At 38.1% G+C, this 19,271-nt stretch carries 7 protein-coding genes; all 7 read right to left on the reverse strand.

The features are described 5' to 3' along the window. Positions 1-16: 16 nt before the first annotated feature. Positions 17-5,566 carry an aminotransferase class III-fold pyridoxal phosphate-dependent enzyme gene (locus tag AC504W_RS12700; protein WP_494878053.1) on the reverse strand — a complete coding sequence of 1,850 codons (5,550 nt, stop codon included), beginning with the start codon at positions 5,564-5,566 and terminating at the stop codon, positions 17-19. Positions 5,567-5,637: 71 nt separating this feature from the next. Beyond that, complete coding sequence (locus tag AC504W_RS12705; RefSeq protein WP_494878054.1) at positions 5,638-8,844, reverse strand: non-ribosomal peptide synthetase; 3,207 nt, start codon at positions 8,842-8,844, stop codon at positions 5,638-5,640. A gap of 15 nt (positions 8,845-8,859) precedes the next feature. Beyond that, entirely contained in the window at positions 8,860-9,885 is a 1,026-nt protein-coding gene (locus AC504W_RS12710) for a TauD/TfdA family dioxygenase (RefSeq protein ID WP_494878056.1), read from the reverse strand. Next, on the reverse strand, positions 9,882-11,453 hold the full coding sequence (locus AC504W_RS12715; RefSeq protein ID WP_494878058.1) for a condensation domain-containing protein: 1,572 nt from the start codon (positions 11,451-11,453) through the stop codon (positions 9,882-9,884). Before AC504W_RS12715 ends, AC504W_RS12710 begins: the two co-directional genes overlap by 4 nt. A gap of 60 nt (positions 11,454-11,513) precedes the next feature. Further along, complete coding sequence (locus AC504W_RS12720; RefSeq protein ID WP_494878060.1) at positions 11,514-12,488, reverse strand: cupin-like domain-containing protein; 975 nt, start codon at positions 12,486-12,488, stop codon at positions 11,514-11,516. Between the two features lie 26 nt (positions 12,489-12,514). Next, positions 12,515-13,360, reverse strand: coding sequence for an aspartyl/asparaginyl beta-hydroxylase domain-containing protein (locus AC504W_RS12725; protein WP_494878062.1), 846 nt, complete (start codon positions 13,358-13,360; stop codon positions 12,515-12,517). Between the two features lie 81 nt (positions 13,361-13,441). Next, positions 13,442-19,237 carry a beta-ketoacyl synthase N-terminal-like domain-containing protein gene (locus AC504W_RS12730; RefSeq protein ID WP_494878064.1) on the reverse strand — a complete coding sequence of 1,932 codons (5,796 nt, stop codon included), beginning with the start codon at positions 19,235-19,237 and terminating at the stop codon, positions 13,442-13,444. Between the last annotated feature and the right edge of the window lie 34 nt (positions 19,238-19,271).

The following is a 19,271-nucleotide window of genomic DNA, read 5'->3' on the forward strand; positions in this document are numbered from 1 at the left end:
GTAAGTTATGGTTGTTTTACTTAACAAGTAGTCCAAGCTCTAGCTGATTTAGGCATGTTTTTAGTTGCTCTGCTAAAACTTGCGCGTGAGGTTGAGTCAGCATAGTGTAATGATTACCTGGAATTGTATATATTTCTACTGGCTCAGATGATAGCTGCTGCCAGCCCCAGCTAGGGTCGTTGGGATAATCAAGCCCTTCATTACTATCGCTGGCTTGTAAGAGAATCATACGATTAGAATATACTTGTGGTTCATATTTACACACTGCTTGTAGGTTACTTTGATAAACTTTAAAAAATCGATAAAAGTTGTGAAAGCTAAAATTAGCTGGCATTAAGTTAGCTACTTGTAATTGCTCAAAAACATACTGCAATTGCTTGTCATACTGCATTTGTTGAAACTTCTCAGATGATGCTAATAAATTCTTCCCAGCAGAACTAGCTAAATCAGATGCAAAACTAGCTAAAATCTCAGAATCATTATATGGCTGAATCACTATAGGTTGAGTAGAAAAAGTAGGTGCTGCATTATCCAATAAGAATATTAGAGGCACTTGCTGACCTTGCTTTTGCAGTTGTTGAGCCATCTCAAAAGCAATGATGCTTCCTAGCGACCATCCTCCTAAATAGTATGGGCTTTGTGGCTGAACAGTACGTATTGCTGCAACATAGTGGGCTGCTATATCTTCAATTCTGGTATGTGCTTCATATTCTCCAAAAAGGCTTGGTGCTTGCAGCCCATAAAAAGGTTGATCTGAACCTAAATAATGAGCTAATTCTTTGTAGCAGAAAACATTACCACCGATAGGATGAATAAAAAATAAAGGTGTTTTAGAGCCTTGCGGCTGAATTGTTACCAAGGGTGCTGCAAGTTCTTTGTGGCTAAACTTAGTTGTTGCCAAATTTGCAGTCATATAATTAATATTTGTCGAAATGGGTGAAGGCGGTAAAAACTCAGCTTTTTGCATTTCTACCACACTATTTTTGACTGCCAGAATAATATAATCTATATCTTCATCAGTATGGGCTGTCGATAAATAAAAAGTGCGCCCTTCCCAGACATATACTCCTTTTTCTAGCAAGTAGTAATAAAACAAATTGCTGAGTATAGAATTATTTTGGAAAGAAAATCGAAAAAGTGAGCCAAAGTTAATAACTCGAATCGGTACTTGTTTTTGCTCAAAGTAACTATTCAGAGTTTCTACTAATTTTATTGTTTTTTGAGTTAGTTCTTCCTGGAGGTTAAACCCATAATTTTTAATATGATTTAAGGCAGCCCAAGCAGCAGCCATCGCTAGAGGATGTTTGAAGAAAGTACCTGCAAAAACAGTATTTTTTGCTTGCGGATAGGATTCATCGCCATAGTTCCACATACCCCCATCAAGTGCATCCATAAAAGCGGCTTTGCCAGCTATTACCCCAATTGGCATTCCAGCCGCAACCGCCTTGCCGTAGGTAGTAATATCTGCCTGAATACCCCACAACCCCTGTATACCCGCTGGGTGCATCCGAAAGCCTGTAATTACTTCATCAAAGATTAAGACAATTCCTGTTGCTTGGGTTAGCTGTCTCAATTGATGGAGAAATTCTTGAGGTTGCAAATCTGGGCAACTGCTTTGGATTGGCTCAACTAAAACTGCGGCTAACTCATGGGCATGAGCTTGAATAATATCTAATGATTCAGAAGTACCATAGTTGAGCATGATGACATTCTCAGCCATATATTGAGGAATGCCTAAAGCTTTCGGCACAGCATATAGCTTTTCATCAGATGTCATGGTTCCTTTCATGAGAACTTCGTCTAAATTGCCATGATAAGAACCAGTGAATAAGGCTATTTTGGTGCGTTGTGTAGCGGTGCGTGCGAGGCGTATTGCTCCCATCACTGCTTCTGAACCTGTGTTACATAAAGCGGCTCGTTCTGCACCTGTTAATTCACAGATTAATTTGGCTACTTGTCCAGCAAGACGCGACTGGGGGCCATGTAATATGCCATTTTGAATTTGTTGTTGAATCGCTTCAATTACAAAAGATGGCGAATGACCAAATAAAAGCGTACCAAATCCCATAGAGATGTCTACGTATTCGTTTCCATCCACATCCCAAAGTCTGGCTCCTTCTCCACGCTGTCCGTGAATGGGATATATCATCTCTTTAATATCAGGAAAGAACCCTGTGACTGCTCTGCTATTGGCATGATAGGGACGATAATCTTGTGAAAGCTGTTTGGATTCTTGAGTTTTGTTAACAAGGCGTGTAATTAATGTATCTAAATGTTTTTGTTGATGGGGAGTCAACAAAGTCATTGATTCTTTGGGGATGGATTGGGAAGTAAAAGCTGGTTTATTAGGTGCTAATTTGGAAGTTGAATTGGGATTTTGACTATTAGTTGAAATTTGAGTAATTTGTTCGTTGAGATGAAGAGTTTTATTCAGTGAATTTTGCTTAGGTAGTAAGTCTACTAATTTAGACATTACCTGAAGATGTTGTAAAAGAATCTGCTCAATATTACTATTTACAGGCGTTTCTACTTGCTGATTAAATGATGGTGTAGGCTGCGATGTGACGGTAGGTATTGAATTTTGAGGTTCCTCTTTAGCAATGTGGGCTGCTAATGACTCAATTGTCAGTGAATCTTCTAGAAATATATGAAAAGGAATTTCGACTTTTAACTGTTCTTGAATAGCGCGGTTGATTTGGAGTAATAATAGCGAGTCTACGCCCATTTCGAGAAAGGGAGCTTTAACATTAATTTCTGATGATTTTATGCCCAGAGAATTACTGAAAATTTCCGTCAGTACTGATAGAGTTTTATTATATTGAGATGTTTTATTTATAAATGTTAGTTGTTGCACGATAATTTCTTTTTCAGAAGATGAATTGTCTGCACTATTGACTAAAGGTTCAAGCCAGTATTTTTTCCGTTCAAAAGGATATGTGGGTAAGGGAATCCGATAAGGTTGTTCATGACTATAAAATTCTGACCAATCAATTGAAATTCCTGCTAACCACAGTTGCGCGAGTGTATTGAGCAAAAACGCCTGATCTGATTGTTGGTTTTGTGGATGTCGCAGGGAAGGAAGCACTAGTTGTTCTGTTAGCTTTTGCTTGTTAACTAAGGTAGTTAATGCCTTTCCAGGGCCGACTTCTAAGAGGATTTGCTCTGGCTGTTGCAGCAATTTCGCAATTCCTTCGCTGAACCGTACTGTTTGACGCAGATGTTTTACCCAATATTTAGCGTCTGTGGCTTGTGCTGCTGTTATCCAAGTACCTGTGAGGTTAGAAACAAAAGGAATTTTGGGAGAATTGATTTTGATTTTGCTGAAAAATTCCTCAAATGGCTCTAAAATCGAGTCCATCATCTGGGAATGAAACGCATGGGAGGTATGCAAACGGCGACAGTCAACGCCTTTTGCTGTTAACTGGTTTTGTAATTCCTCAATTGCTGCTTCTGTTCCTGAAACTACACACAAATTTGGACTGTTAATAGCAGCTAAACAAAGTTGTTCATTCAGCCAAGGTTGAATTTTTGCTTCTGACATTGGCACAGCTAACATTATCCCGGACGGAAGTTGCTGGATCAATTTGCCGCGAGTCGCTACTAACGTGAGTGCATCTTTTAAAGAGAACACACCAGCGATAGTTGCAGCTACGTACTCGCCAATGCTATGACCAATCATCGTGCTAGGTTTGACACCCCAAGACATCCACAACTGCGCTAACGCATATTCAATGACAAATAATGCTGGCTGGGTGATGTAGGTTTGCTGTAATTGTAAAGCTGCTGTTTCTTGCTGTTGTGGTTGCGGGTAAATAATGCTATGTAAATCTAGCTCTAGCAAAGGTTTGAGTAATTCACAGCAGTAGTCTACTTGTTCTCGGAATATTGGCTCAGTTTGGTATAGTTCTTTAGCCATTTCTGCATACTGAGTACCTTGTCCGGGAAACATAAATCCAACTTGTCGTGCAGATTGTTCGCTATGGCGGGTCAAAACTCGTGGCGATGCTTTTGTTTGTAAAACTTGCACTGCATCGTTTAGGGTTTGGCAAACTACGGCGCGGCTATGGTCAAAAACTCGACGACCGACACTCAGGGTATAAGCAACATCAGCTAAATTTAAGTTAGGATTCTGCTGCAAGTATTGAATTAAGTTTGTTGTGGCAGTTTCTAAAGCTGTACTGGTTTTAGCAGAAAGTACCAACAACTGATATCCTCTCTTCTGCTCCTCCTTGCTCCCCTGGTCAATAACCGGGGCTTCTTCTAGAATTACATGAGCATTTGTACCACCAATACCAAAGGAACTGATTCCGGCATAGCGAGGATTACCATCTGATTTCCATTGAGACAGCTGGCTATTAACGTAGAAGGGGCTATTGGCAAAGTCAATTTTGGGATTAGGTTGTTGGAAATGCAGGCTAGGAGGTATTTGTTTGTGCTTAAGGGCTAAAACTGTCTTGATTAAACCTGTTATACCTGCGGCTGTATCTAAATGTCCGACATTAGTTTTGACTGAACCAATAGCACAGTAATTTTTTTTGTCAGTCTTGGCGCGAAAAGCTTTTGTCAGTGCGGCAATTTCGATGGGGTCTCCGAGAACTGTTCCCGTACCATGAGCTTCTATATAGCTAATTTTATCGGGTGAGATTCTAGCGACACCAAGAGCTTCGGCGATGACTTTGGCTTGACCTTCAATACTGGGAGCAGTGTAGCCAACTTTTGCAGAACCATCATTATTAATAGCGGAGGCTTTGATTACAGCATGAATTGTATCTCGATCGGCGATCGCATCTTCTAATCGCTTTAAAACTACAATACCAACACCATTACCGCTAACGGTGCCTTGGGCTTGGGCATCAAAAGCACGGCAATGTCCATCAGGAGATAAGATACTGCCTTCTTGATAAGGATAGCCAGTTTTGTGCGGCACTCCAATGGAAACCCCACCAGCCAAAGCTATATCACTTTCGCCGTTGAGTAAGCTTTGGCAGGCGAGATGAACCGCAACTAACGATGTAGAGCAGGAGGTTTGGACATTGACACTCGGCCCCTGCAAGTTTAATTTATAAGAAATTAAGGTGGGTAGAAAATCTTGACTATTGGCGATCGCTATTTGCTTACCACCCACAGATTCTATCAGCTGGCGGTTGGCATAAAGATTTGACAAAAAGTAACTACTCATGCTTGCGCCAGCAAAAACACCAATTCGTCCTGAATAAGTTTCACTGTCATAGCCAGCATTTTCTAGCGCATTCCAGGCAGATTCCAGTAAAAAACGATGTTGCGGATCAGTGATTTCTGCTTCTCTAGGATGAAAGTTAAAAAATGACGCATCAAATAAATCTATATCATTTAATATAGCTCCGGCTTTTACATAATTAGGTTGATTTAATAAATTAGGTTCTACACCTGCACTAATTAACTCTTCATCAGAAAAAAAATAAATTGACTCTACACCATCTCGGATATTTTGCCAAAATTCATCAATATTTTTAGCACCAGGAAAACAGCCTGCCATGCCAATTATGGCTATTTCATCGATGTAATCAGATGTATTTGAGTTATTCATATAGCAATGCGATTTTATTTGTGAAGATGCGCGGTGTCCAGATTTCCGACTTCTTCAAGAAGTCGATAATCTTATTTTTTAGTTTGATTTCCTTGTCTAAGTTGCCTACGTTGTTTTCTAGATTCTCTCTGATTTTCATTTAGTTCATAGTTAGGCAAGTCAGGCTGGTTATTTGGTTCTTGACTTAAATAGTTAGCAAATTTACTAATGGTTGGATATTGAAACATATCAAGCATTGATATCTCTCTATTTAATAGTTTTTGCAGTTTGCTATGAACCTGAACCATTAGTAATGAGTGACCACCAATATCAAAGAAATTGTGATGAATACCTACCTTTTCTATATGCAATAATTCTTGCCAGATATTTGTAATCATTTGCTCAAGCTCAGATTGCGGCGCGACGTATGTTTCTGCTAAATCAAGTTGTGCTTGCTCAGGTAAAGCTCGATAGTCTACTTTACCGTTGGGTGTGAGTGGCAAAGCATCTAACTTGATAAACGCCGCAGGTATCATATATTCAGGCAGTTTTTCTAATAAATAATTGCGTAGTTTATTAATAGAAATCTCTGATTGTTGGTTGACAACAAGATAAGCAACTAAACGCTTTTCTTTATCTGCATCTTCACGGGCAATAACTACAACTTCTTTTACTTCTGGATGTTGATCTAATACTGCTTCTATTTCGCCTAATTCAATGCGAAAACCCCGAATTTTTACTTGATTGTCGATACGTCCAAGAAACTCAAGGGTTCCATCTGGACGATAACGAGCTAAGTCACCTGTTCTATAAAGACGTTCTCCAGCTTGGTTGCTAAATGGGTTGGGAATAAACTTTTGTGCAGTTAATTCTGGTTGATTTAAGTAGCCGCGAGCAAGTCCTAAACCAGCTATATATAATTCACCAACTACACCGATAGGTACTGGTTGCCAATGTTTATCTAATACATAATGTTGTGTATTAGTGATTGGTTTACCGATAGGAATTGACCCGGAGTTACGCGGATTATTTGGTACTTGATAAACACAACAACCGACTACGGTTTCTGTGGGGCCATATTCATTAATCAACATCGTGTCGGGAGCAAAATCTTGCCAAAATGTTAACTTTTCAGCTAATAAGTTTTCACCACCGATAATAAACGCTCTAGTACAATTTGCTATTTCTGTTGGTGATAGTTGTACTTTGAGTAAATCTAAATGTGCAGGGGTAATTTTAACTAAACTTAAGTTATGGCTACGACGTAAAGCAGAAGCGAGTGCATCAATTCCTTGATTTTCTGGTAAAAGTTCTACTTGACGACCTACGAGTAAGGGTGAAAATAAACTGGTAACTGTTAGGTCAAACCCTAGGGGAGAGTGAACTAATGTTCCTGTTCCTTGTTCTACTTTGTAGGCTTGGGTACACCAACTTAAATAATTAACTAGTCCTTGATGAGTAATTAAGGTTCCTTTAGGTTTACCAGTGGAGCCGGAGGTATAAATAACGTAGGCTAGATTTTGAGAAGTTGTCTGAGTGACTGGATTTTCTGTTTTTTCTTGAGCGATCGCTAACCAGTCGCTATTAATGCAAAGCAGTTGTAGTTCATCTGTGACTAAACCAGTAGCTAAATGTTGCTGGGTCAGTACCAAAGGTGTTTGAGTATCAGCAATGATATAAGCTTGACGTTCTGCGGGATAAGCAGGGTCTAAAGGTACGTAAGCTGCGCCAGCTTTGAGAATACCCAATAAACCGATGACCATCCATAAAGAACGCTCGACACAAATACCTACTAACACATCTGAGCCTACACCTAATTTTTTTAGGTAATGCGCCAATTGATTAGCACGGGTATTTAATTCTTGATAAGTAAGTTGCTGGTCTTGAAAGACAACCGCAATATTGTCTGGTGTGGAATTGCACTGCTGTTCAAACCAGTGATGAATACACTCGTATTGTAATTCTGTGGTTTGAGTGTTGTTGAAGTCAATTAGAATTTGCTGGCGTTCTTGGTCACTGAGAATATTTAATTGTGAAATGGTTGCAGAGGGGTTTTCAATAGCACTAACTAATAATGTGTACCATTGACTCGCTAAACGTTGAATATCTGCGTGAGAAAACAGATTAGCATCATAGTGGAATTCTGCGTTAAGGGTTTGATCGTGGGTGCGATCGCAACTTAGTTTAACTTTAAATCGGTCAACACAAGCATATTTTTGATAGATAGTAAATTTTATATCACCAGCAGTATACTTACTTGGTGCTTCTGCAAAGTCAAAACAGAAGGGGAAAAATAATTGTTCTGTATAATCTTGATTGATTTCGGTAAGTTGTTCCCAGGCAAAACTCTCTTGCCATTCGGTTAATTCAGTTGTAGCAGTGCTAAGTTTAACTAAGATATCACTGAAGCAATCTCTTTCGCTTAACTCGCAGTTAAGAGGTAAATATTTAGCGAGTAAACCTATTGCTGATTTGAGTTCCTCGTAATTACGACCATCACAACCTAAACCAATGATGGGTTGTGATTCTTCCGTCAATCGCCAAAGCAAAATTAACCAACAAGTAAGAAAAAATACACTTGTTGAACATTGATAATTTTGAACAATAGCCTCAATTTTATTAATTAGCTCATGAGTAATTGACAACTTTAAAAATTGAGGGTTAAATTCTTGCTCTTGAGTAAGGGGCTGTTCAAAAGATAATGTAAAACTCTCAAGCTGAGAAATATCTAATTGTTGCCAATCCTTTTTATTAGCAAGTGTTTTTTCTGCTTCCAGTAGTTCATTTTGCCATGCAGAAATATCAGCATATTGTAATGGTTCTGCATCAGGTAATTCATCACTATAAGAACAGCTAATTTCAGCTAATAAATTATTTAATGATGCCTTATCAGCACACATTGCAGGCAACTGCATCAATAAAATATGTTTTTCATCTGTTAGTTTAATTAATGTTGTTTGTAGTAAACCACTTTTTTCCCATTCAATATCTTGCCAGTTACACTCTTGCAAATAATTATCAATATTTGTTGCTAAAAAAGAGTTTTCTAGCCAAGGTAAAGAAACATTATTTTCTACTACTTGAATGGGAATTTTTAATCCTCTGGTTTTATGAAAACTAGTGCGAAGTATTTCATTCCTATCAATAACTTTTTGTAAAGAGTTTTTTAAAATCTTGACTTGTAAATTACCCTCAATGAGGATAGCACCTTTAGTCAAGTAAACTGAGCTATTTTGTTGTAATAACCATAGTCGCTTTTGTTGTAGAGAAAGTTGAAATCCCTGTATTTGTTGAGGCATTGTGATTTACCACCTTTAATTATTAATATCTGCAAAACTTGTCATTTCGCCCATAGCTACTAATAACTGCCTTTCACCAATAAAGGGATTACGTGCATGAGCAGTCAGCAAGTTATCTAAGAGCAATATATCTCCTTGTTTCCAGGGAAAAGTTACTTCTAATTCTTGGTAAATTTCACAAATTTCTGCCATTACTGAATCTTCTATGATAGTGCCGTCACCGTAATAGCAATTGCGAGGCAAATCTGCCTCTGAAAATGATGATAGTAGCGACTCTCGTGTTTGAGTATCTAAGCAAGCTGGATGCCAATGTTGTGCCTGATTAAACCAAGTTATTTCACCTGTTTGTGGATGTTTTGCTACTGCTGGACGAACAGAAATAGTTCTTAAACTTCCGTCTGTCTTCCATACAAAATTTACAAAATTCTGTTGACAAATTGCTTCAACTTCTGACCTATTTTTAGTTTGAAAAACGGTTTCCCAGTTTAGCCCTAATCCGTTACCATAATTACGGACATACATAACTTGTTTTTCAATAAATTTTTCCCTAATTTTAGGGTTTAGGCGCTGAAAAACTTGGCGACTGTCAACAATGGGCGTTTCTCCTCCCTGGGCGGCTGGTTGACGACATCCAAATAGAATCTTTTTTGGCCAGCGATGATTGAAGGAATTTTCATTATGCCATAATAACTTGCGATCGCTAGGATAAAAAACAGGAGTATAAACTTTCCCATTAACGCTAGTGCGGGGATGTTCGCCATTTTCATTAAACAATTCTGAACAAATGGCTAACCCAAAACGTTCAAATTCTGATGCTGTAGTAATATTAAATCCTCGAAATAGTATAGCTCCATTGAGCAGTAATTTATCTTCGATAAATTTACGATTAGCATCAGCCCAGCCAGTAAGATCAACATTGTTAATATCAGGGCTAATGACAAGTGGTAAATCCTTGCTATTGATGAAATGCTCTAATTTAATTAATTCGTCTGGCGTTAGATTTACTGTTTGGCGTTTAATGTTTTTCTCTAATTTCTTCATTGGGCATTCTCCGTTTCAACAACAGTATCAATAACCTGACGCTTAATTGTTTTAAATTTATGTTTATACTCTACTTTTTTCTTCTTGTTTTGAATCACTTCTGCTTGTTTATCTACTGCGGCAAGTAATTCAATTAATTCGTTTAATCTCGCTGTTGGTTTAGCTACTATTTGCTGTAAAAGTGTTTCAAAATGTTTGAGCATTTGCACTATAGTAGCGGAGTAGAATAAATCTGTATTGTACTCCAATGCTGCAACCATTCCCTGTTCTGTTTCTGTTATCTCCCACAGTAAATCAAGTTGGGTTGTTTTCTTTTCAACTACTAATGATTTGATAGTTAGATTTGAAAGTTTTAAAGCAGGAGCTTGAGTATTTTCTAAAATTAATTTGACTTGAAATAAAGGTGGACGAGATAGATGCCTGACTGGGTTGAGGGCATCTACAAGTTTATCAAATGGTAAATCTTGATAAGAGTATGCCTCTAAAGTTACCTCACTAACTCTTTCTAGTAACTCACGAAATGATGGATTTCCTGATAAATTAGTGCGTAAAACAAGTTGGTTAACAAAAAAACCAATTAATTCTTTAGTTTCAAGCTGGTTGCGGTTAGCAATATCACTACCTATAACTATGTCTTCTTGCCCTGTGTACCAATAAAGTAGTGTTTTAAATGCGGCTATTAAAATCATAAATAGTGTTATACCTTCGCGCTGGTACAAACCTTTCAATTGTTCCGAGAAAGTTTTGGATAAAATCAGGCATTGCCTAGCACCATTAAAAGTTTGTAATGTTGGACGAGGTATATCTGTAGGCAATTCTAGTGCAGGAAGTTGACTGCCTAATTTTTGCTGCCAATAACTCAGCAAAGTTTCCAGTGTTTCTCCCTGCAAGTATTGACGCTGCCAAACTGCAAAATCTGCATACTGAATTGGTAGTTCAGGTAGTGGTGAAGGATAACCGCGAGAAAAGTTTTCGTAAAGCGTTGTAATCTCTCTGATTAATATACCTATTGACCAAGCATCAGCAGCAATATGGTGTATTGATAACAATAAAATATGCTCTATTTCACTCAGTTGCAGTAAAGTAACTCGCAGTAAGCAATCTTTGGTTAAATCAAAGGATTTTTGACATTCTTGATTAGCTAAATATAGGACTTCAGCGTCTCTTTTGTCTAAAGGCAATGCTTGTAAATTTACTACTTTTAACTTAAATATAGAAGCAGGATAAATGACTTGGAGAGGTTGTCCATCCACTATGGTAAATGTAGTACGTAAAGCTTCATGACGCTTAACGACTTCTTTAAAGCTTTCTTCTAATGCTGCTACATTTAGTGAACCAGACAAGTGCATAAACTGACAAATATTAAATGCCGGGTTCCCAGGTTCTAGTTGGTCGAGAAACCATAACCTCTGTTGAGAAAATGAGAGAGGGAAAGTATGAGATTTTTGACTTTGAGGAACTATTAGTTTTGTTGATAAGTTATCTCCTTTCTTTTGGTTCAGTTTTTGTGCAAGCAGTTTTAGTTTGTCTGGAGATAACCCAGCAATTTTTTGAAAAACATCACTCATGCTTAAATAACCTGAACAACATAGAGTATGGACGCGCTAAGGATTGAAATAAAACAATGCTTAGAGTATGCCAATAACAAATAAAGCATTTGCTAACGGCGGAAATTTAAATAGTAATGGAACAATATGACCGATGATAGGATGTATTTCAACATTCGCTTGAAAAAATAATTCGATATTTAGTTCGTTCACAACTAAGTTTCCCATAGCTATGGTATATTCTAAATTTCTGACATGATGCCACCATCTAGGAGGTATATAAATAATTTCTCCCGGTTCCAGAATGACTTCTACTGGTTTAGCTTTGGAATACAAGGGAAACTTATTAAAGTCTGGATTAAATACATCAACTTTTCCTTCATATAAGAAACCTTTTTGATCTGGTGTGAAAAAAACAATTTGTTTTCGTCCAGAAATCATGGCTAACCATGCAGCACAACTAGTAGGGTCTTCATGAAGACCTATGGATGTACCTTTATGACCTATGAAAATTTCGGGGTTATCATACCCATGTCTCTGCAAAACTTTTTTTGGTAATTTTGTCAACCAATTGGGAAAATAAACTGGTTCTTTATAGTCTTCTAACAATTCAGGAAAGTCAGAAACTACCCAGTTAGCTAAGTATAAACGTTCCTGATTACCATTAGTATTATGCTCAGTTAAATAATCAATATACTCAGCGACAGTGATTATTTTTTTTATCTCGTCTTTATCTTCTTTAACACCATAACTTACAGAACCATATTTCGATTTAAAGAAATCAAAATTCCACTTGTTTAAGGCTGGCCAATCTCCCATAGCGTCAGTAATAATGACAGGCTTGCCAACCGCTGCATATTTCTGGATAAACTCATCATACGAAAGATTACTGCGGCGCTCAACAAAATCAATAGGTGTCCAGATTAACTGTGATTCTTGGCTTTGACTTTGCCTATTGATTAGGTAAATAATTAGGCTAAGAGCAATGGACAATGCGATCGCCACAAAACTCAAGTGAATTATGTTGGAAAAAGATATAGGATATTCTGTAGCCATAGGATCTATGCTTGATTGTGGATAAGTTAATATAGATTGTTCAATTTTTCTTGTAAATACTTTGTATCTTTTACGCCGTGGTATCCGGCTTCTTCTCCTGTAAGATTAAAATACTTCAGGGCGATTTCTAGTAAAGTCTTTTCAACTTTTGTCAGTTCAGGATGATATAAATCTAATAACATCACAACTCTATTAGACTGACTTTTATTCCAGGCTTCATGGATAAAACTATTGTCAAAAAATAAAGCTTCTCCTCTACTCCACTTCCGTGTTTCACCTCCAACTTTAATACCACAATCTTCTGGAGTTTCGATTCCTAAATGACAGGTTAAAGAAATATTTATATCATCAGTATGTGGTGGTAAAACAACGCCCGGTTCCATAACAATAAATACAATTTCTCCAAAAGGATAGAGAAAAGGTTTGAGCTTAGTCACAATATTGACTGTCTTGGGAAACATAGACAAAGCCGCATTTGTAAATTTACCTTGTCTCCAAATTAAGTAATACTTCCAGTTTTCATCTTTATCCTTGAGAGTTTCACCAAATATTTCACTTGGCTTATATCTGGGAACAATATTTTTTTTAGATGCTAAAAAAGCTTGCCACTCATTTTCGATAGTACTGAAGTCTTGCTTGAGTATATTGGTAAACTGTTTTAAGGAATTATAATCATCGGCTTCATACCAAGGTTTATAAGTAATACCAGGATAAACAAAATCATTAATTTTACCATTGGAGTTAGCAGTATGTTGAGAAATCAAATTAATTGATTCTTGAAAACGATGAGCATTTCCTTGGGGATATAGGAAATTTAATAACTTAAGAAGCCAAAGAGATAATGTAATTTGCGGGGAATTAGACTGAAGCATTATGAACTCCTGAAAAATTACAAAAAATGTTCGTATTTAACGCTTATTCCGCGTCAATTTTTTTAGTTATTAAAGATGTATTTAACTTTGAGCAGCAAGTAGATTATTCACTTCTTCTTCAGATAGTTGTTCAATATCTGCTAGGGCTTGGGATAAATCTTCTAAATTTGTTTGTTCTGCTAGATTTTGAACAATCAATTCAGATAATTCTGCAATAGTTGGAGAATTAAAAAAGCCTTTATACGAAAGTTCTACTTGGAAAGTTTTGCACAGTTGAGAAACAAGCTGAGTTGCAAATAAAGAATCTCCTCCTAATTCAAAGAAATTATCATGAATGCCCACACGATCAATACCCAGAAGTTGTTGCCAAATATCAGCTAGGTTTATTTCGATTTCGTTACGCGGCGCAACATAAGCATTATCTAAGTTGGGACGGGGATAAGTGGCTCTATTTCGGTTGAGGTTGGCTAATTTTTCTTCTATGGATATATCGGATTTTTTGGGCTGAAGTTGGCTATGTAAATCTTGGACAGAGACAATAATTTGCGGCAAATTACTACTAGATAAAACTCGATGAAATACCTCTAGACCATCTTCTACAGTCATACCTGCTGTTAATTCTTCGCCTGTAATATCTTTATGTCTTTGTTCAACAGCAAGAGCCATTCCTAAGCTATTCCATCTATCCCAATTAATAGAGGTAATGAAATTACTATATTGTGCGGCGTGATAGTGAGCGAAGGCATCTAAGAAGGCATTCTCGGCAGTGTAATCTACCATTCCTGAAGTACCGACAAAGGAAGAAAGTGAGGAACAAAGTATAAAGAAATCAAGTTTGGTATTTTGGAAAATTTCATTTAATACTCTTGTTCCTTGGACTTTTGGTGCTAAAGCTTTAGCCGCAATTTGTTTGGTTTTAAGTTGCATCATTCCTCCGCCTAAAACTGCGGCTGCATGAATTACTCCATTGATTTGACCAAATTGCAAATTTGCAGCTTTCACTACTACTGACATTTGCTCATAATTAGCAACGTCAGTGTTAACTATCATGATTTCTGCACCAAAAGTTTGCAGATTTTGTAATTTATGAATTTTCTGGCTAATTACATTTTGTGCATCATGGGTTGATAGCCACTGTGTCCATTCATTTACTTGAGGAAAAGGCGATCGCCCGACTAAAATGAGTTTAGCTTGTACAGTCTTGGCTAAATATTCAGCTAAAGCTAGTCCCACACCACCCAAACCGCCAGTGATTAAATAGACTCCATTTTTCCTTAACCGTGGATTTTGCTGAATTGGGGTGTCTAATTGAATAGCTGCAAAATCCTGCACCCAGCGATGATGTCCTCGGTAAGCAATCACTTGTTCTGATGGTTGCAGAGAAATTTCTGTAACTAGTTGGTTGATTAGTTGCTGTTCTTGCCAACTCGCTGCTGTGGGCAGAACTACATCAATGCTGCTACAAGTGATGTTGGCATACTCTTGGGGAATTACCTTACAAGGCCCCATTATTAAAGCTTTTTCTGGACACAGTTGTTCTGAACCTGTCACCGTTTGCAGATGATTGGCAATAACTCGAATATCTAAGGTATCTTTTGGATAAGATTCGGCGATCGCTTGAGTCAAAAATAGTAAGCTGTAAAAGCCCAAGGATTCATATTGTTGTGATATTAAGTACCCTGGATGATCTGGAGTGACGCTCCATAAGTGCAGAATATTGGTGGGAGTTTGACCTAATTTGCGAAGTTCTTGACAGAGAAACTTGTAATCTTGTGGTTCTTCTGGGTTAATTGTATATGAGCGATCGCTGTCACTCATATATGCTTCGCCAACTTTGACTGTAATTACCTCGCCACCCGCTAATTTCAATCGCTGAACTATTTTTTCACCCAAACCGCAATCATCCACAAATACTAACCAGCATTTTGGTTGATTTGTTTTGTTTTCATTTGTTAGCTGAGGTAAAGCAGTACGTTCCCAACTAGGAGTATAAAACCAGTCAGCGATGTTAGGCTTTTTACCTAATACAACTGGCTGTTCTATTTGGCTATCAAGATAGTTGCTAAATGCGATAGATTGAGCATTAGCTGTCGTAGCTTGAGCAATTAAAATTTCCTCACCGAATGCTGCTGTTTCTGAAACTGCTGCGACTTCAGCAAATCCATGCGATTTTAATGCTTCACACCATTGTTTTTGAGATAAAAATGGATTTCCACAACTGCGTTGTTCATCCTCTAAAGGATTCATCAATAAACCATCGGTAATATCAAAAGTTAATTGTGGTTCAGTGATTTCCCAAAGTAATAATAAACCACCAGAACTTAATAGCGATCGCACATTATCTAGGGTTTTATTAATGTTACGAGTGACGTGTAAAACGTTCACAGCAATTACTACATCAAAACTGTGGAGTTCATACCCTTGTTCAGCCGGAGATTTTTCAATATCCAAAAATTGATATTCAACAAATGGATAAGCACTAAAATTTTCTTTGGCTCGATTGAGTAATAAACCGCCAACATCAGTAAAGGTATAGGTTGTGCGTTCTCTGGGTAATACAGGTAATAAGGCTGCGGTGGCTATCCCTTGTCCGCCGCCAATTTCTAATATTTTTAGGTTGACATTGGGTGCTAATAATTTGATGATTTGTTTGACACTTGTCTGCATGATCCCTTTTAAATAGGTATCCAATGCAATTTCTGATTGTGCAGTGTCTCTGCTTTTATTGATAGCAGCAAGAAATAATTCTAAAGGTTCTATCTCGCCTTTCAGGACAACTGGTAAATTTTCGCCACATTCTGCTACAAGATTGACTAATTGTGGTAGATTTTCTAATTTTAATTTAGCTGCTGCTAAACGATCATTTAGCGCATCATGAGACAGCGGTATCAGTTTGCTAAACATTCCATGATCTTGTTGTAAATTTCCATATTTGACCAAGACATCTAACCACCGATGTAATAACTGTTGATAGCGAGGAATGATACCACTGTGCTGATATAATTCAGCAAAATTATACTTGGTGGAATAATCTTTAAATATATCTAAATTTCTCAACGCTAAGTTAATGTAAGCTACACATAAATCATCCAAACACTGTTGATTATGGAAATAAGTTTCAGCATCAAGTGGCTGAGTTTGAGCCTGGATTTTACTAGTTGTGACAACAGATTTCCAAAGTGTATCTGTTGTGTTTGACGCTTTAAATAGCTGTGGTTGTGCTTCTATCCAATAACGCTGACGTTCAAAAGGATAGGTAGGTAAGGGAATATGGTAGGGTTTTTCGTGGCGATAAAAACTCAACCAATCAACTTTAATTCCTTGCAACCATAGGCGACCCAAAGTATTTAATATAAATGCGATATCTGACTTTTGTTCTTGGGGATGACGGAGTGAAGTGAGAGTAACTACTTCTGGTTTTTGATGTTGCTTGACAAAAGTACTTAAAGTTCTACCAGACCCCACCTCCAAAAATATACGTTCTGGTTGCTGGAGTAACTCGGTGATTCCTTTACTAAATAGCACGGTTTGGCGGAGATGTTTTGCCCAATAGTTGGGGTTTGTGGCGGTGGTTGCATCTATCCATGTCCCACTGACATTCGATATCAAGGGAATTTGGGGAGGGTGGAGGGAAATTTGTTGTAAAAGTTGCGTCAATGGGTCAACAACTGCATCCATCATCGGAGAATGAAAAGCGTGAGATGTGTGCAGTCGGCGATAATTTATCCCTTGCTGTTGTAGTTTTAGTTCTAATTGAGCGATCGCATCTATCGTACCTGAAACTACACAGCTTGATGGTGAATTACTTGCAGCTAAAACCAGTTCTCCACCCAAAAAAGGTTGAATTTCCGACTCTGACATTTGCACTGACAGCATCGCACCGCTTGGCTGTTGCTGCATCAAGCTTCCACGAGTAGCAACTAGCTTTAAAGCATCTTCTAAACTAAAAACTCCTGCTAAAGTTGCTGCTACATATTCCCCAATACTATGACCAATCATCGCGTCTGGATGTACACCCCAACTCATCCATAGTTTTGCTAAAGCATACTCAATCACAAATAAAGCAGGCTGGGCTATAGCAGTTTGCGTGAGTTCTGGAGTCTGGGTTGCTTGGGGATAAAGTACCTCACGTAAATCAAGATTTAGGTGTGGTTTGAGCAGTTCAGCACAATAATCAATTTGCTCACGAAAATCTGATTGACTTTCATAAAGTTCTCGCCCCATATCTACATATTGAGAACCCTGTCCAGGAAACATAAACACCACTGGACTATGGCCGGATTTTTGATAGTTGGTGAAAACTTCTGGACTATCTGAAGATGTGAAAGCTGTAATGCTATGTTCAAGATTTTGACACACCAAAATCCGCCGATGCTCAAAAGCTTTACGACCAACAGCCAAAGTGTAAGCCACATCAGCCAAATTTATATCTTGATTTTGCTGCAAGTGTTGGACTAAATTCTCTGTCGCCGTCTCCAGGGCTGTGCTAGTCTTTGCTGATATTACCAACAAATGAAATCTCCCCTGCACCCCTGCACCCCTGCTTCTTTGCTCAATAATTGGTGCTTCTTCCAAAATTACATGAGCATTAGTTCCCCCAATTCCAAAGGAACTCACCCCCGCACGTCGAGGAGTACCATTTGTTTGCCAGTCTGTTAGTTGAGTGTTGACATAAAAGGGACTATTGGCAAAATCAATCTGGGGATTTGGTGCTTGAAAATGGAGGCTAGGCGGGATTTTTTGATGCTTGAGTGCCAAAACCGTCTTAATTAACCCGGCTATCCCAGCCGCCGCATCCAAATGACCAGTATTAGTTTTTAATGAACCAATAGCACAAAAGCCGCTTTTCTCAGTACTGGCGCGAAAAGCTTCAGTTAAAGCCGCAATTTCGATAGGATCTCCTAAAGATGTGCCTGTACCGTGGGCTTCAATATAGGTGATAGTTTCCGGTGGAACTTCAGCCACAACTTGAGCCGTTCTGATAACCTTGGCTTGAGACTCTATCCGAGGTGCAGTGTAGCTGACTTTTTGTGAACCATCATTATTGGTAGCAGAACCTTTAATGACTGCATGGATGGTATCTTGATCTGCGATCGCATCTTCTAATCTCTTTAATACCACAATGCCCACACCTTCACCGCCAACAGTTCCCTGTGCATTGGCATCAAAAGCGCGGCAATGTCCATCAGGCGAACCGATACCCCCTTCTTTATAAAAATATCCCTGTTTTCGTAATGCACTAATAGAAACACCACCCGCTAAAGCCATGTCACATTCTCCGTTCAAGAGACTTTGACAAGCTAAGTGAACAGCAACTAGCGAAGTTGAACAAGCCGTTTGAACTGTATAACTAGGCCCTTGTAAATTAAATTTGTAAGAAACACGAGTACTTAAAAAATCCTTATCCCCACCAATTGCTATTTGGTGAGCATCAACAGAATTACGAATATTTTCATTTATATATATATTAAATAGGTAGCTACTCAAACTACTACCTGCATAAACACCAATAGATCCATGATAATTTTCACAGTTATAACCAGCATTTTCTAAAGCTGCCCAAGCACATTCTAAAAACAATCGATGTTGTGGATCTGTAATTTCTGCTTCTTTAGGAGTAAACCCAAAAAATGGTGCATCAAATAATTCTGCGTCTGCTAAAACACCTCTAGCTTTCACATATTTCGGATTATCAACAATAGCTGGTTCCAGACCTGAACTTATCAGTTCCTCATCTGTAAAAAAAGTAATTGACTCTACACCCGCTTGTAAATTCTCCCAGAATTCTGCAATATTTTTCGCTCCAGGAAACCGCCCTGATAAACCAATAATTGCTATTTCCGAACCATTTTGATCAAATTTTCCTGAATCATCCATTTTTCTATAATTCCTCTGCGTCTCTGTAGTTAGT

Source organism: Nostoc sp. C96 (assembly GCF_059384975.1).

Coding starts and splice junctions, on each gene's coding strand:
- AC504W_RS12725 (WP_494878062.1), bottom strand. CDS start 13,360: ATGCTTCAGTCTAATTCCCCGCAAATTACATTATCTCTTTGGCTTCTT.
- AC504W_RS12710 (WP_494878056.1), bottom strand. CDS start 9,885: ATGAAGAAATTAGAGAAAAACATTAAACGCCAAACAGTAAATCTAACG.
- AC504W_RS12705 (WP_494878054.1), bottom strand. CDS start 8,844: ATGCCTCAACAAATACAGGGATTTCAACTTTCTCTACAACAAAAGCGA.
- AC504W_RS12715 (WP_494878058.1), bottom strand. CDS start 11,453: ATGAGTGATGTTTTTCAAAAAATTGCTGGGTTATCTCCAGACAAACTA.
- AC504W_RS12700 (WP_494878053.1), bottom strand. CDS start 5,566: ATGAATAACTCAAATACATCTGATTACATCGATGAAATAGCCATAATT.
- AC504W_RS12720 (WP_494878060.1), bottom strand. CDS start 12,488: ATGGCTACAGAATATCCTATATCTTTTTCCAACATAATTCACTTGAGT.
- AC504W_RS12730 (WP_494878064.1), bottom strand. CDS start 19,237: ATGGATGATTCAGGAAAATTTGATCAAAATGGTTCGGAAATAGCAATT.